Annotated in this window: 8 protein-coding genes and 1 pseudogene; 4 read left to right on the forward strand and 5 right to left on the reverse strand. The window is 71.4% G+C overall.

From position 1 onward, the window contains the following. Positions 1-9: 9 nt before the first annotated feature. Positions 10-417, reverse strand: a complete 408-nt coding sequence (locus tag AB0O29_RS05250; protein ID WP_365146367.1) for a hypothetical protein — start codon at positions 415-417, stop codon at positions 10-12. Between the two features lie 174 nt (positions 418-591). Here AB0O29_RS05250 and AB0O29_RS05255 point away from each other — a divergent pair, with 174 nt between their 5' ends. Further along, a complete protein-coding gene (locus tag AB0O29_RS05255; protein WP_365146370.1) occupies positions 592-1,953 on the forward strand; it encodes a glutamine synthetase family protein in 1,362 nt (453 codons plus the stop codon). A 75-nt stretch (positions 1,954-2,028) separates the two neighbouring features. Here the strand turns inward: AB0O29_RS05255 and AB0O29_RS05260 are convergent. After that, positions 2,029-2,433, reverse strand: a pseudogene (locus tag AB0O29_RS05260) (site-specific integrase); the annotation flags it as partial. A 73-nt stretch (positions 2,434-2,506) separates the two neighbouring features. On the opposite strand from AB0O29_RS05260, the gene AB0O29_RS05265 reads away from it, so the two are divergent. Both AB0O29_RS05265 and AB0O29_RS05270 read left to right on the forward strand, forming a co-directional pair. Next, complete coding sequence (locus tag AB0O29_RS05265) at positions 2,507-3,754, forward strand: hypothetical protein (RefSeq protein WP_365146372.1); 1,248 nt, start codon at positions 2,507-2,509, stop codon at positions 3,752-3,754. Between the two features lie 382 nt (positions 3,755-4,136). Then, positions 4,137-4,457: a hypothetical protein gene (locus AB0O29_RS05270; RefSeq protein WP_365146375.1), complete on the forward strand. Its 321-nt coding sequence runs from the start codon at positions 4,137-4,139 to the stop codon at positions 4,455-4,457. Between the two features lie 304 nt (positions 4,458-4,761). Here the strand turns inward: AB0O29_RS05270 and AB0O29_RS05275 are convergent, their stop codons facing one another. Together AB0O29_RS05275 and AB0O29_RS05280 are read right to left on the reverse strand one after the other, a co-directional pair. Next, the gene (locus tag AB0O29_RS05275) at positions 4,762-6,840 is read right to left on the reverse strand and encodes a PIG-L family deacetylase (protein WP_365146377.1); all 2,079 of its coding nucleotides are present in this window, start codon (positions 6,838-6,840) and stop codon (positions 4,762-4,764) included. A 354-nt stretch (positions 6,841-7,194) separates the two neighbouring features. Continuing rightward, the gene (locus AB0O29_RS05280; RefSeq protein ID WP_365146380.1) at positions 7,195-9,765 is read right to left on the reverse strand and encodes a PIG-L family deacetylase; all 2,571 of its coding nucleotides are present in this window, start codon (positions 9,763-9,765) and stop codon (positions 7,195-7,197) included. 203 nt (positions 9,766-9,968) lie between these two features. Between AB0O29_RS05280 and AB0O29_RS05285 the strand changes: the two genes are divergently transcribed. Further along, positions 9,969-12,956 (forward strand): bifunctional [glutamine synthetase] adenylyltransferase/[glutamine synthetase]-adenylyl-L-tyrosine phosphorylase, encoded by a 2,988-nt coding sequence (locus AB0O29_RS05285; protein ID WP_365146383.1) that lies wholly within the window; start codon positions 9,969-9,971, stop codon positions 12,954-12,956. A gap of 46 nt (positions 12,957-13,002) precedes the next feature. Here AB0O29_RS05285 and AB0O29_RS05290 read toward each other — a convergent pair whose 3' ends face one another. Then, positions 13,003-13,935 (reverse strand): phosphatase PAP2 family protein, encoded by a 933-nt coding sequence (locus AB0O29_RS05290; protein WP_365146506.1) that lies wholly within the window; start codon positions 13,933-13,935, stop codon positions 13,003-13,005. Between the last annotated feature and the right edge of the window lie 79 nt (positions 13,936-14,014).

The raw sequence follows: 14,014 nt of genomic DNA on the forward strand, positions 1-14,014 counted from the left end.
CCGGACCCGTCAGGTCCGCAGCACTTGCAGGGCGTGGAGGTCGGGGGCGCGCGCGAGCGTCCCCGGCGGCCGTACCGGGCCCGTGGCCGCCGGGAGGGCGCGGGGCGCCGGACCCGGGCGCGCCGCGGCGACGGCGGGCGGCGGGGCCGGCAGCACGGCCGGGGTCACATGGGCGAGGGGGGAGCAGCCCGGCAGCTCGTGCGGGGCCACACAGGTGGCGTGCGCGTCGTACGGGCCGTGCGCGGCATACGCCCGAACGGGCCCTTCCGTCGCCCGCGCCCCCGGCGCGTCCGCCCCGCCCCGTCCGCACAGGAACCCCATCCCGGCGGCGACGCCCAGGACGAGCAGCAGCAGGAGGGCACCGCGACGGGCGGGACGTCCGTGACGCCCGCTCCGCGTGTGTTCCCAGCCCCCCATGGGCGCAGATGGTAATGCTCATGACGGGCACGAGGTCAGAGCGGGGGTGCCATCGGCCTTGGGGGGTGCGTAATGTGGCGGAAACCACCACTAGGGATACTGGACGGGCCCGGCTGTGCCGCCGGTCCCTCGGGTCGGTGGTGCACAGGTCGTCTGAACTGCGAGGATGAAGGCATGGACAAGCAGCAGGAATTCGTCCTCCGGACGCTCGAGGAGCGCGACATCCGCTTCGTGCGCCTGTGGTTCACCGATGTGCTGGGCTTCCTGAAGTCCGTCGCGGTCGCTCCGGCCGAGCTGGAGCAGGCCTTCGACGAGGGCATCGGCTTCGACGGCTCCGCGATCGAGGGCTTCGCCCGCGTCTACGAGTCCGACATGATCGCCAAGCCGGACCCGGGCACGTTCCAGATACTGCCGTGGCGTGCCGAGGCCCCCGGGACCGCCCGGATGTTCTGCGACATCCTGATGCCGGACGGCTCCCCGTCCTTCGCGGACCCGCGCTACGTCCTCAAGCGCATCCTGGCCAAGACCTCCGACCTGGGCTTCACCTTCTACACCCACCCGGAGATCGAGTTCTTCCTGCTGAAGGACAAGCCGCTGGACGGCACCCGCCCGGTCCCGGCGGACAACTCCGGCTATTTCGACCACACTCCGCAGAACGTGGGCATGGACTTCCGCCGCCAGGCGATCACCATGCTCGAATCCATGGGCATCTCGGTCGAGTTCAGCCACCACGAGGGCGCCCCGGGCCAGCAGGAGATCGACCTCCGCTACGCCGACGCCCTCTCGACGGCCGACAACATCATGACGTTCCGCCTGGTCATGAAGCAGGTGGCCCTCGAACAGGGGGTTCAGGCCACGTTCATGCCGAAGCCCTTCTCCGAGTACCCCGGCTCGGGCATGCACACCCACCTCTCCCTCTTCGAGGGCGACCGCAACGCCTTCTACGAGTCGGGCGCCGAGTACCAGCTCTCGAAGGTCGGCCGCTCCTTCATCGCGGGCCTCCTGAAGCACGCCGCCGAGACCGCGGCCGTGACCAACCAGTGGGTCAACTCCTACAAGCGCATCTGGGGCGGCTCCTCCCGCACCGCCGGCTCCGGCGGCGAGGCCCCCTCGTACATCTGCTGGGGCCACAACAACCGCTCGGCCCTGATCCGGGTCCCGATGTACAAGCCGGGCAAGACCGGTTCCTCCCGGGTCGAGGTCCGCTCGATCGACTCGGGCGCCAACCCGTACCTCACGTACGCCGTCCTCCTGGCGGCGGGCCTCAAGGGCATCGAGGAGGGCTACGAACTCCCGGCGGGCGCCGACGACGACGTCTGGGCCCTCTCCGACGCCGAACGCCGAGCGATGGGCATCGAACCCCTCCCCCAGAACCTCGGCGAGGCCATCGCCCTGATGGAACGCAGCGAACTGGTGGCGGAAACCCTCGGCGAGCACGTCTTCGACTTCTTCCTGCGCAACAAGAAGCAGGAGTGGGAGGAGTACCGCTCGGAGGTAACCGCCTTCGAACTCCGCAAGAACCTCCCGGTGCTGTAACCGCAGGTCAGCGGCACCACCCCAGCACCACGACCCTCCGGGCCGACGGCACTCAGCCGCCGGCCCGGACCCGTCTCACCCCTCCTGGGCCGTCTGTGGGCCGTCATCCGTCGGATCGGCGGCCTGGTAGACCTCGTCCACGGCCCTCAGCGTGCGCTCGTGGCTGCTCGGCATCAGGTGCGTGTAGACCCGGAGCGTGAAGCCGGGGTCGCCGTGCCCGAGGTACAGGCTGAGCGTCTTGATGTTCTCTCCGCAGGCCAGAAGGAGAGAGGCGTAGAAGTGCCGCAGCGCGTGCATTCCGTGCTCCCGCGCGGCGTCGTGCCGCTTGCCCGGCCGAGGCTCGGGGATCACGCTGGCCACGACGAGAGCGGGCTAGCACACCCGAGTGTTGAAGTCGGTCCGGCGGACCGGCCCACCTCCCGCAAGCGAGAACACGAGCCGTTTCGTCACGGGCGGCCCGTCCGGTCGCATCCAGGGAAGCTGAGGTATGAGTTATCTGGCTCACCGCTTCAACTCCCTCCCAGCAGGCCCGAAGCGGCGTTACCCTCTGACCATGGATTCATCTGAGCTTCGCGTGGCGAAGGTGTTCGTAGCTGGCGGTCTACCCACGATCACGTACAACCCTCGCTCCACGCGTAACCTCGAAGAGGAGATCCAGGACTACCTGGACGAAGGGCACAAGATCCTTTCCGTGTCCGGCCCCACCAAGACCGGGAAGACGGTTCTTGTCCGGAACGTGATCCCCGAGTCGGATGCACTATGGCTTTCGGGCGGCTCCATCAACTCCAGCAACGACTTCTGGGAGACCATTGCTGATAAACTCGGCCTTTTCACTGGGGTGGAGTACTCCAGTGACATTAAGGACGAGGAATGGCGAACCCGGCAGGGCTCATTCGGCTTGGGTAGCATTAAAGCTGTATTCGAGCGCAAGGAAATCGTCGGAGACACCAAAGGGAACAAGGTAAGTCGCGCCCGCCACGTGTCGAACCAGGTACGTGAGGCGCTGAATGGGCTTCTCCAGCCGATCGTAGTTGACGATTTTCATTACGTACCCCAGGACGTCCAGCTTGAGATCGTTCGATCGATCAAGGATCTGGTCTTCAACGGGCTCCGCTTCGTAGTGATCGCTGTTCCACACCGCGCGTACGACGTTGTACGCGTGGAGAAGGAAATGACTGGTCGAGTCCAGCAAGTCGAGGTCGGATTCTGGTCAACGGAGGAGCTCCTTGGGATCCCGCAGAAGGGGTTCGAAGCCCTCAACCTGTTCGACGAAGGCAGTCTTCTTAGTGACCGCCTGGCTGAAGAGAGTTTCGCAAGCCCTCATTTGATGCAGGATTTCTGTCTTCAGCTCTGCAAGCAGAATGGGTACCGATCCGGGCAGACTGCAAACGCAAGGCTTGCTGCGCCGGAATGGGAAGAATTTTTCAAGCAGCGATCTTCCATGGCTTCGAAGACCGCATTCGATCTACTCGCCCGGGGGCCAAGGCAGCGAACCGACAGGCAGGCAAGAAAACTCAAGAACGGCCTTGAGAAGGATATCTACGGGGTAATCCTAGAGGCGATCTCCCACACGGGCCCAAAGGTCGCCCTGACCTACGAAGAAATTCGCTCGGCGGTTCGAGACATCCTTGCTAGTGACATCCCTCAACGGCATCAGGTAATCCGCGTCCTTGAAGCCATGTCAAAGATTGCCAAAAAGGATCTAGAAGGTGAACCTGTCGTGGACTACGACAAGGAGCTCGCCACTCTCTACATTTCCGACCCCTACTTCGCCTTCTTTTTGAGATGGGGAACTCGGTAACATCAGCCTCCCAGGCCACGCAAGCTTGAAGGTATTCTGATTCTGATGGAAGGGCCCCCAACTCGCGGGGTCCCTTCCATCAGAAGGCCGCCCTCGTCGCGAGCATCCGGCGGGGGTGCTGCAGCAACGACGCCGACCTGCGGAGCCGACGGACACATCGTGTCGGCCGCGACGTGCGAGCGTTTGCAAAGTCCAACTTGCCTGCTGAGAGATCATCTGCGTTGGGGAGTGCCACTGTTGCGTCTCGCATGCTCCCTTCCCCGCCCCTGGGCGACACACCGTTACGTTCCGGTGTGCGTGAAGAACTTCGGGAAGTGCTGGGGATGGGCCGCCTTCGCAGTCCTGTTGGCAGGTTGGCTCACGTCTGTTGGCGTTGTCCGGGGTGTGCGCGCTCTACTTCTTCTTTCTCGCTCCGGCCTGGTGTGGGGAACTTGGACGAAACGGCGCGTGCAGGAACAACAGCAGGGGCGTCATGATGGGCTGCCACATTCGCCAACACAATTGGCAGAAGCTCAAGATGGTCGTCGTCAAGGAACGCTGGCGCGAGCTTTTCCCGAACGCCGCAACGGCTCTGGCGACGCTGGGCGGAATGCTGGCGCTGCTGTCAGGCGCAGCGGCCGCCCAGCAGTCTGCAGATTGGCTCCGACCTGCGGAGATGCATGGGACTCACGCGCTCTCCGGAGTCGGCGCGGACTTCGCCTGAGGGCCGCCTTGGACGACAGGTCTGGGCCGTATCTGGGCCGTTCGAGGTTGGGCGGGGGGCACCGCGGACGACTGCGGAGGACCGCTTCGATGGTGGCTGGAACGGCGTTGCAGCGGGGTCTTCCTGGCGCAGTGACAGAGGCATGACTTCCTCCGCAACAAGAAGCAGGAGTGGGAGGAGTACCGCTCGGAGGTCACCGCCTTCGAACTCCGCAAGAACCTGCCGGTGCTGTAGGACCCCCTGCGGCAGCCACGACCGCGGCCCCGCCCCCTTCTCGGGGGGGCGGGGCCGCAGTCGTGTGGTGTCACGTGGCCGGGGGTGGGAGGACCGCCGGGTGCCAGAGGGGGGAGGGGGTCGTGGGGTGGGGGGGGGCCGTGTTGAGGTGGGCGTCCAGGCCCAGGGCCGTTGTGGTTGCCGTGCCCGTGGAGTCGAGGACCGCCGCCGGGGCGCCCGCGAAGAGCATGCGGGACTCCGTCCAGGCCGGGGGGCCGCCCAGGGTGGTGGTGGAGACCGTGCCCGCTTCGGCGCGGCCCGTCAGGAGGCGGCCCGCGGCGCCGACCGCGCCGTAGCCCGCCCGGCCGCCGGACTCCGAGACGCTGGAGACCTGCGGGGCGCCGGGGCCGGCGGTGACCAGGGCGCTGCGGACCACCCCGGAGTCCGGGCGGCGGAAGTAGAGGCGGACGCCCGCGCCGTCGCGGGCCGCCGTGAGGGGGACCGTGGTGGCGGGCAGGCCCGGGGGGTGGGGGGCGGTGAGGGGGGCGTCGGGGGCGGGCTGGGTCCAGGCCAGGACGGATTTGGTGGTGGTGGCGTAGACGTGGCGGCGGCCCGCGGAGTCGACGACGGCCACCGGGTCGCTCTGGAGGTCCTCGCCGCCGAGTTTCTGCCAGTCGGTGAAGGCGCCCGAGGGCTGCTCGACGCGGGCGCGCAGGGTGCGCCGGGTGTCGCGGAGGTAGACGGTCAGCCGGCCCGCCGCGTCGACGGCGGCCGCGGGGGCGCTGATGGCGGAGGTGCCGGCTTCGTCGCCGGGTTCGGGGGTGCCGAGGGACTGCCAGGGGCCGAACGGGCCGTCGGGGGCGGCCTGGACGGCGTAGACGACCTCGCGCCGGTAGTCGGCGGGCCGGGGCCCGAGGACCGTGCGGGTGGCGAAGACCGCGACGCGGCCGTCGGGGAGGCGGGTGGTGGTGGCGCCGGAGTCGATGCCGGCGCCGGGGAGCAGGGCGGGGCCGGTCCAGGTGCCGGAGCGGTCGCGGGTCCAGACGGCCATCCGGCCGTCGAGGGCGGCGAAGGCCCAGAGCCGGCCGGGGGTGCCCTCGGTGAGCCAGGAGGCGTTGTCGGCGCGGGCGTAGCGCAGGGACTGGGCCCAGTTGCGGCCGGTGGGGCTGCCGGCCACCTTGCGGTCGCCGCAGCCGTCGGGGGAGCCGCAGTAGTCGGCGTGGTCCTGCCAGGCGTAGGTCTTGAGGTAGCCGATCTTCGTCTCGGCGGTCTGCGGGTCCAGGGCGTGCGGGAGGGTGCCGTTGTGGTAGCCGAGGTAGTTCTGCACGGAGAACCGGGGCCGGTCGGTGACGCGTTCCGCGTACGCGGCGGTGGCGGCCTGCACGAAGCGGGCCCCGTACATGTGGTCCTGGTGGTCGGTGTACTTGCCGGTGTCCGGGTAGCGGTTCGGCGTCGGGTCCTGCATCCGTATCGTCGTCGGCTTGTAGCGCTCCAGGATGCCCGATATGGACTGGATCACCTGGTCCTTGGTGTACGAGAACGGCTGCTTGACCGGGGTCCCGGTGGTGAGCTGGGCGCCCAGCGCCGGTATCTGCCCGTTCCACAGGCCGCGCAGGCTGTCCGGGTTCTCGGCGGCGGGGTTGCGGGCCTCGCGCAGCTGCAGCCAGACCAGGTTGACCTGGGGCCGGGCGACGAGGACGTCGAGCTCGGCCTGGCCGCCGCCGGCGGTGGGTATGACCGTGCGCTTCCAGGCGCTGGTGCGGTCCCCGGTGGCCATCTGGGCGTAGGCGGAGCGTATGCCGTTCTGCCGGGCCTCCGCGTAGCGGGCGCGGTCGGCGGGCTGCTGCGGGTCCTTGGCCTGGCCGCCGTTGGCCTCGTTGCGGCCGTCGGCCTCGCCGGAGGTGAGGTAGGCGGTGGTGACGGGGAGCCCGGTCAGCAGGGTGCGGCTGAGGTCGGGGTTCATGAAGAACAGGTCGTCGTCGGGGTGGGCGACGATCTGGACGACCGTGCCGGAGGTGACGCTCGCGGGGAGGAGGGCGGCGGGGTCCTTCCCCTGGGTGGCCTCGGCGGCCGTCTGCTGGCCGGAGGCGATGGAGAGCACGCCGGAGGCGCCCAGGGTGAGCATGGGCACGACGGCCGCGAGGAGGAAGCGGCGGCGGGAAACGGGCATCGGTTACGCCTTGAGGTCGTTCCGGACGGGAAGAACCGCTGTGCATGTGCAGTCATTGAGAGGCGAAATCGGGCGAGTTGGTTCACGGATTTCACCGATGACGCGCGTTTTCCGAAAACGACCGGGTGTGATGGTGCACGGTCGGCGGTCCCGCCGGGCGCGTCCGTCCGGATCGTGGACGCGTCCCGCCCCCGCGGGGTAAGGATGGTCCCGGTGTGGGGTGTTGGAGCTGGTGTGGCACGGATGGTGTCTGTCCAGCCGATGTGCCGCCTATGCGTGGGTGGGGCGGAATCGCCGGGCCGTGTGACGGGGCCGGGTCACGGGGCCGTGCGACGAGTCGTGCGACGGGCCGCGTTACGGGCTCGTGTTGCGCGGACCCACCGGCTGCCACGGGGCCAGGTAGGCGTCGGGCTCGTCGGCCGAGGAGGTGACGTACAGCCGGGCGTCCAGGCCCACCACCGCCAGGCTGACCAGGTTCTTGCCGGTCATCGTGCTGGACGGGGCGCCCACGAACATCAGCGGCGAGCGCTGCCAGGGCTGCCCCGCGCCGAGGTCCGAGCCGAGCAGCCCGCCTGCCGAGCGGCCGGCCAGGAGGTGCCCGGTCGCCGTCACCGAGCCGAAGCCCTGGAGGCCGCCGAGGTCGGTGAGGCCGGTCGCCTTCAGGCCCTCGGCGTCCGTCATCAGGGCGGTGCGGACGTTGCCGGAGCCGGGCTTGCGGAACCAGACCCGTACGCCGCCCTCGCGGCCCTCCGCCGTGAGCGGGAGGGTGGTCTCGGGCAGGCCGGTGGGGGTGGCGGGGCCCAGGGGGGCGCCGGGCGCGGGCTGGAGCCAGCCCGTCACCGACTTGGTGGTGGCGGCGAAGACCATCCGCCGCCCGGCCCCGTCGGTGGCGGTGACCGGGTTGCCGTGCAGGTCGGCGCCGCCGTGGGCCTCCCACGGGCCCCAGGCGCCGTCCGGGCCCTGGACGCGGCCGCGCAGGGTGGAGGCGCCGTCGCGGACGTACACGGCGAGGGCGCCGGTGCCGTCGACGGACACGGCGGGCGCGCTGATGTCGGAGGTCCAGTCGGCGTCGGAGGCCTCGGGGGTGCCGAGCGACTCCCAGGGGCCGAACTCCTCGGAGCCGGGGGCCCGCTGGACGGCGTAGACGACCTCGCGCCGGTAGTCGGCGGGCTTGTCGCCGAAGGAGGTGCGGGTGCCGAAGGCGGCTATGCGGCCGTCCTTCAGGGTGACGGTGGACATGCCCTGGTCCATCCCGGTTCCGGGGAGGAGGCGGGGGCCGCTCCAGCGGCCTATGAGGCCGCTGCGGTGCCAGAGGGCGACCTGCCCGTCGAGGACCTTGAAGGCCCACAGGCCGTGTTCGGCGTCGGAGCTCAGCCAGGAGGTGCCGGTGCCGCGCGCGTAGTTGATGGACTGGGTCCAGCCGTTGCCCGAGGGGTGTTCGGCGACCTTGAGGTCCCCGCAGCCGGCCTCGCTGCCGCAGTGGTTCTCCTTGTCCAGCCAGGCGTACGTGTCCAGGATGTCGAGCTTCTCCTTGGCCTCGCCGGGGTCGAGGGCGCGGGGCAGGGAGCCGTTGAAGTAGCCGACGTAGTTCTGGACGGTGAAGTGCGGGCGGTCCTTGAACCGCTCCGCGTAGTCCGCGGCGGCCATCTGCACGAACCGGGCGCCGTAGAAGTGGTCCTGGTGGTCGGTGTAGCGCTTGGCGGCGTCGTGGAAGCGGCCGGGGGTGGGGTCCTGGGTGCGGATGGTGGTGGGCCGGTACCGCTCCAGGATGCCCGTGATCGTCTGGACGACCTGTTCCTTGGTGTACGAGAACCCCTGCCGGACGGGGCTGCCGGAGGCGAGCACCGACTCCAGCCGGGGCACCTTGCCGTCCCACAGGCCGTGGAGGCTGTCGGGCACGTCCTGGTAGACGTTGCCCGCCTCGCGCAGCTGGAGCCAGACCAGGTTGATCTGGGGCCGGGCCACGAGGACGTCGACCTCGGCGTGGCCGCCGCCCTTGGTGGGGATGACGCTCCGCTTCCAGGCGCTGCTGCGGTCGCCGGTGGCCATCTTGGCGTAGGCGGCGCGGATGCCGTTCTGCCGGGCCTCGGCGTAGGCGGGCTTGTCGGGCGGGGTGGAGGCCGCCTTGCCGGTGCCGGCGTTGACGCCGTCGGCCTCGCCGGAGGTCAGGTAGACGGAGGTCACCGGGTGGCCGGCGGTGATGGAGTAGGCGAGGTCGGGGTTCATGAAGTACAGGTCGTCGTCGGGGTGGGCGACGATCTGGAGCACCCGGCCGGGGTCGGGGGCGTCCGCGGCGGTGGCGGTGGTGGCCCTGGAGTCGGGCGCGGTGGGCGCGTCGAGGCCGGCGAGGGCCTCGTTGCCGCGCAACAAGAGCATCCCGCCGGCGGCGGTGGCGGCGAGCAGCGCGACGGCCTTCACGACCGCGCGCGCCCGGGGGTGCGGGACGGCCGCGCCGCGCTCGTGGGGGCCGAGGGCCGCGCCGCCGTCGCGCGGGGCGGGTACGGCGTCGGCGTGCGAGGCGGGTATGTCGTCGTCGTGCCGGGCGGTCGTGCCGCGGTCGGGGCGGAGGGCCGGTTCGCCGTCGTGCGGGGTGGCCGCGCCGCCGTCGCGCGGGGCGGGTACGGCGGTTCCGCGGCTCGCCGGTGCGTCCCCGTCGTGCCGGCCGGCCGTGTCGTCGTCGTGCCGCGCGGTCGCGGGTCCGGTGTGACGTACGGTCGTCTCGTGGTCGGGGTGTGCGTTCGCCGTGCGGGGCGGCCGTTTTTTCGCCGTACCGGCGGGCCGTTTCTTCGCGGCGCCGCTCGGGCGGGTGGTCGCGGTGGCCTCGCGGGGCGTTCCAGGCGCGGTCGGGGCGGGCTCGGACGCGGGCGGGGCGGGCCGGGGCGCGGGTGCGGGGGCAGGGCGCGAGGACGGGGGTCCGTCGGACATGGGGCTCCTCGCGGCCGGTCGTTCGGGGACCGGGCCCCTGTGACGCAGAGATCTAGAGAGCTATAAGTAAGCAGATAATCTGATAATCCGCCTCATGATATCGGCCACGGCGCCCGGTGAGTCGAACGCCTGCTCCGGCTAGGCTCGCTCCCGGAGCGGACCGGACCGGACCACCGGCGGCGACAGACTCGGGAGGCGGCGGGATGACAGTCCCGGGGCGCAGGAGCAGTACCTTCATCCGGCTGCTGCGGAGCGGATTCACCGACCCCACCACCGCGGCCCGGCTCCTCGACGCCGAAGCGCTGGCCGCCGTACGCGCCGACCCGGTGCTCCTCGACGCCCTCGGCGCCACCGCCGACCCCGACCTCGCGCTCCTCGGCCTCGTCCGCCTCGCCGAGGCCCAGCCCGCCGAGGACCTCCCCCTCCTCCTCGACACCCTCGTCAGCGCCAAGCCCCTGCGCGACCGCCTCCTCGGCGTGCTCGGCGCCTCCGAGGCCCTCGCCGACCACCTCGCCCGCCACCCCCGCGACTGGCAGGCCCTGGTCACCTACGAGGCCGCCGACCTGCACCCGGGCCTCCCCGAGTTCGAACAGGGCCTCGCCGACGCCCACGAACCCGTCGCCCTGCGCGTCGCCTACCGCCGCTGCCTGCTCTCCATCGCGGCCCGCGACGTCTGCGCGACCATAGACGTCGCCCAGACCGCCGCCGAGCTCGCCGACCTCGCCACCGCCACCCTCCGCGCCGCCCTGCGCATCGCCTCGGCCGCCGCCCCCCAGGACGCCGCCGCCTGCCGGCTCGCCGTCATCGCCATGGGCAAGTGCGGCGGCAACGAGCTCAACTACGTCTCCGACGTGGACGTGATCTTCGTCGGCGAGGCCGCGGCCGGCACCGACGAGGGCAAGGGCATCCAGGCCGCCACCCGCCTCGCCTCCCACCTCATGCGGATCTGCTCCGAGACCACCGTCGAGGGCACCATCTGGCCCGTCGACGCCAACCTCCGCCCCGAGGGCCGCAACGGCCCCCTGGTCCGCACCCTCGCCTCCCACATGGCCTACTACCAGCGCTGGGCCAAGACCTGGGAGTTCCAGGCCCTCCTCAAGGCCCGCGCCGTCGCCGGCGACGCCGAACTCGGCGCCCAGTACGTCGAGGCCATAACGCCGCTCGTCTGGCAGGCCGCCGAACGCGAGAACTTCGTCGCCGACGTCCAGAAGATGCGCCGCCGCGTCGTCGACAACATCCCCGCCTCCCAGATCGACCGCGAGCTCAAGCTCGGCCCCGGCGGCCTGCGCGACGTCGAGTTCGCCGTCCAGCTCCTCCAGCTCGTCCACGGCCGCAGCGACACCACCCTGCGCTCCGGCACCACCCTCGACGCCCTCCACGCCCTCGCCGCCGGCGGCTACGTCGGCCGGGCCGACGCCGCCCAGCTCCACGACGCGTACCGCTTCCTGCGCGCCATGGAGCACCGCATCCAGCTGTACCGGCTCCGCCGCACCCACCTCGTCCCCGAGGACGAGGGCGACCTGCGCCGCCTCGGCCGCTCCATGGGCCTGCGCACCGAACCCGTCGCCGGACTCAACAAGGCCTGGCGCCGGCACGCCTCCGTCGTCCGCCGCCTCCACGAGAAGCTCTTCTACCGGCCCCTCCTCGACGCCGTCGCCCAGCTCGCCCCCGGCGAGACCCGGCTCTCCCCGGCCGCCGCCGGCCAGCGCCTCGAAGCCCTCGGCTACGCCGACCCGGCCTCCGCCCTGCGCCACCTCGAAGCCCTCGCCTCCGGAGTCAGCCGCAAGGCCGCCATCCAGCGCACCCTGCTGCCCGTCCTCCTCGGCTGGTTCGCCGACTCCGCCGACCCCGACGCCGGACTCCTCGGCTTCCGCAAGGTCTCCGACGCCCTCGGCAAGACCCCCTGGTACCTGCGCCTGCTCCGCGACGAGGGCGCCGCCGCCGAGAACCTCGCCCGCGTCCTGTCCGCCGGCCGCCTCGCCCCCGACCTGCTGATGCGCGCACCCGAGGCCGTCGCCCTCCTCGGCGACCCCGAAGGCCTCCAGCCCCGTACGGCCGAGGCCCTCGAACAGGAGGTGCTCGCCGCCGTCGGCCGCGCCGACAGCGGGGAGGCCGCCGTCGCCGCCGCCCGCGGGGTCCGCCGCCGCGAGCTCTTCCGCACCGCCGCGGCCGACATCATCGCCTCCTACGGCACCGAGGAGAACCCCGCCGAGAAGGACTGCGGAGCCCTCGTCGACCGGGTCGGCGACGCCGTCTCCGAACTCACCGCCGCCACCATCGCCGGAGCCCTGCGCGCCGCCGTGCGCGACCACTGGGGCGAGACCCTCCCCACCCGCTTCGCCGTCATCGGCGTCGGCCGCTTCGGCGGACACGAGCTCGGCTACGGCTCCGACGCCGACGTCCTCTTCGTCCACGACCCCCGCGAGGGCGTCGACGAGCAGGAGGCCGCGAAGGCCGCCCAGACCGTCATCGCCGAGATGCGCAGGCTCCTCCAGCTGCCCACCGCCGACCCGCCGCTCCTCATCGACGCCGACCTGCGCCCCGAGGGCCGCTCCGGCCCGCTCGTGCGCACCCTGTCCTCCTACGCCGCCTACTACCGGCGCTGGTCCCTGACCTGGGAGAGCCAGGCCCTGCTGCGCGCCGAGCCCGTCGCGGGCGACGCCGACCTGGGACGCACCTTCATCGACCTGATCGACCCGCTGCGCTACCCCGCCGAAGGCCTCGGCGAGGACGCCGTCCGCGAGATCCGCCGGCTGAAGGCGCGCATGGAGTCCGAACGCCTCCCGCGCGGCGCCGACCCCACCCTGCACACCAAGCTCGGCCGGGGCGGCCTCAGCGACGTCGAGTGGACCGTCCAGCTCCTCCAGATGCGGCACGCCTGGGCCGAGCCGGGCCTGCGCACGACCCGCACCCGCCAGGCCCTGGCCGCCGCCCACGCCGCCGGACTGATCCCGACCGAGGAGGCCCAGATCCTCGACGAGGCCTGGGTGCTGGCGACGCGGGTCCGCAACGCCGTGATGCTGGTCCGCGGCCGCGCCGGGGACACCTTCCCCGCCGACGCCCGGGAGCTGGCGGCCGTAGGCCGCTACCTGGGCTACCCGGAGGGCAGGGTCGGCGAGATGCTGGACGACTACCGGCGCACCACCCGCCGCGCCCGCGCGGTCGTCGACGACCTCTTCTACGGGGCCTGACCCGGGCGGCGGGGCAAGCTCTAAGACACGCCCTACCGGCTACCGGCTACCGGCGGAAACGGTTGACCAGGGCCGCCGTCGCCGGGTGCGGGGAGGTCTCCAGCGGGCTGCGGGGCAGCCGGTGCGGGAGGGCGCCGTACCAGCCGCGGGAGACCGCGTAGCCGAAGGCCAGGCAGAGCATGCCGCCCACGGCGTCCAGCCAGAAGTGGTTCGCCGTGGACACGATGACGACCAGGGTCGCCGCCGGGTACAGCAGGCCCAGGATCCGGGCCCAGGGGGCCGAGGCGACCGCGAAGATCGTCAGGCCGCACCAGAGCGACCACCCTATGTGCATGGACGGCATCGCCGCGTACTGGTTCGACATGTGCTTGAGGTTCCCCGAGGCCATCGAGCCCCAGGTGTGGTGCACCAGCACGGTGTCGATGAAGTGCCCCCCGTTCATCAGCCGGGGCGGCGCGAGCGGGAAGAAGAAGTAGCCGAGCAGGGCCACGCCCGTGGTGGCGAACAGCACGAGGCGGGTGGCCGCGTAACGGCCGGGATGGAAGCGGTAGATCCACACCAGCACGCCGATGGTCACGACGAAGTGGAGCGTGGCGTAGTAGTAGTTCATGCCCACGATCAGCCACGTCACCGAGTTGACGGCGTGGTTGACGGAGTGCTCCACCGCGATGCCGAGCCCCTGCTCCAGGCTCCAGATCCAGTCGGCGTTCGCGAGCGCGGCCGCCTTCTGCTCGGGGACCGCGTTGCGGATCAGCGAGTACGTCCAGTAGCTGATGCCGATCAGCAGGACCTCGAACCAGATCCGCGGCCGGCGCGGGGCCCGCAGCCGGGTGAGGAGCGGGCGCTCCCGTCCCGTACGGGCGTCGCCTCCGGCGGCGGCGGGTGCCGAGGTGTCCGTGCTGGCGGTGCCCCCGGCAGCGGCCGGGGGAGTTTCCAGTGTCTTCACGCTCGCTTCACCCATGGGGAGAGAGTCTGCCAGATGCGTCATCGCCTCCGATCATCCCTCCGGACGGTCTTCCGCGCCCGTGCTCCGCCCTGCGGAGGACACCGCCCCGGAG

The sequence above is a fragment of the Streptomyces sp. NPDC089915 genome, assembly GCF_040684675.1.
In the GTDB taxonomy this organism is placed as follows: domain Bacteria; phylum Actinomycetota; class Actinomycetes; order Streptomycetales; family Streptomycetaceae; genus Streptomyces.

What these genes read in the sequence shown, in the direction of transcription:
- AB0O29_RS05285 (WP_365146383.1), top strand. Translation starts at nt 9,969, where the DNA reads ATGACAGTCCCGGGGCGCAGGAGCAGTACCTTCATCCGGCTGCTGCGG.
- AB0O29_RS05255 (WP_365146370.1), top strand. Translation starts at nt 592, where the DNA reads ATGGACAAGCAGCAGGAATTCGTCCTCCGGACGCTCGAGGAGCGCGAC.
- AB0O29_RS05275 (WP_365146377.1), bottom strand. Translation starts at nt 6,840, where the DNA reads ATGCCCGTTTCCCGCCGCCGCTTCCTCCTCGCGGCCGTCGTGCCCATG.
- AB0O29_RS05250 (WP_365146367.1), bottom strand. Translation starts at nt 417, where the DNA reads ATGGGGGGCTGGGAACACACGCGGAGCGGGCGTCACGGACGTCCCGCC.
- AB0O29_RS05280 (WP_365146380.1), bottom strand. Translation starts at nt 9,765, where the DNA reads ATGTCCGACGGACCCCCGTCCTCGCGCCCTGCCCCCGCACCCGCGCCC.
- AB0O29_RS05265 (WP_365146372.1), top strand. Translation starts at nt 2,507, where the DNA reads ATGGATTCATCTGAGCTTCGCGTGGCGAAGGTGTTCGTAGCTGGCGGT.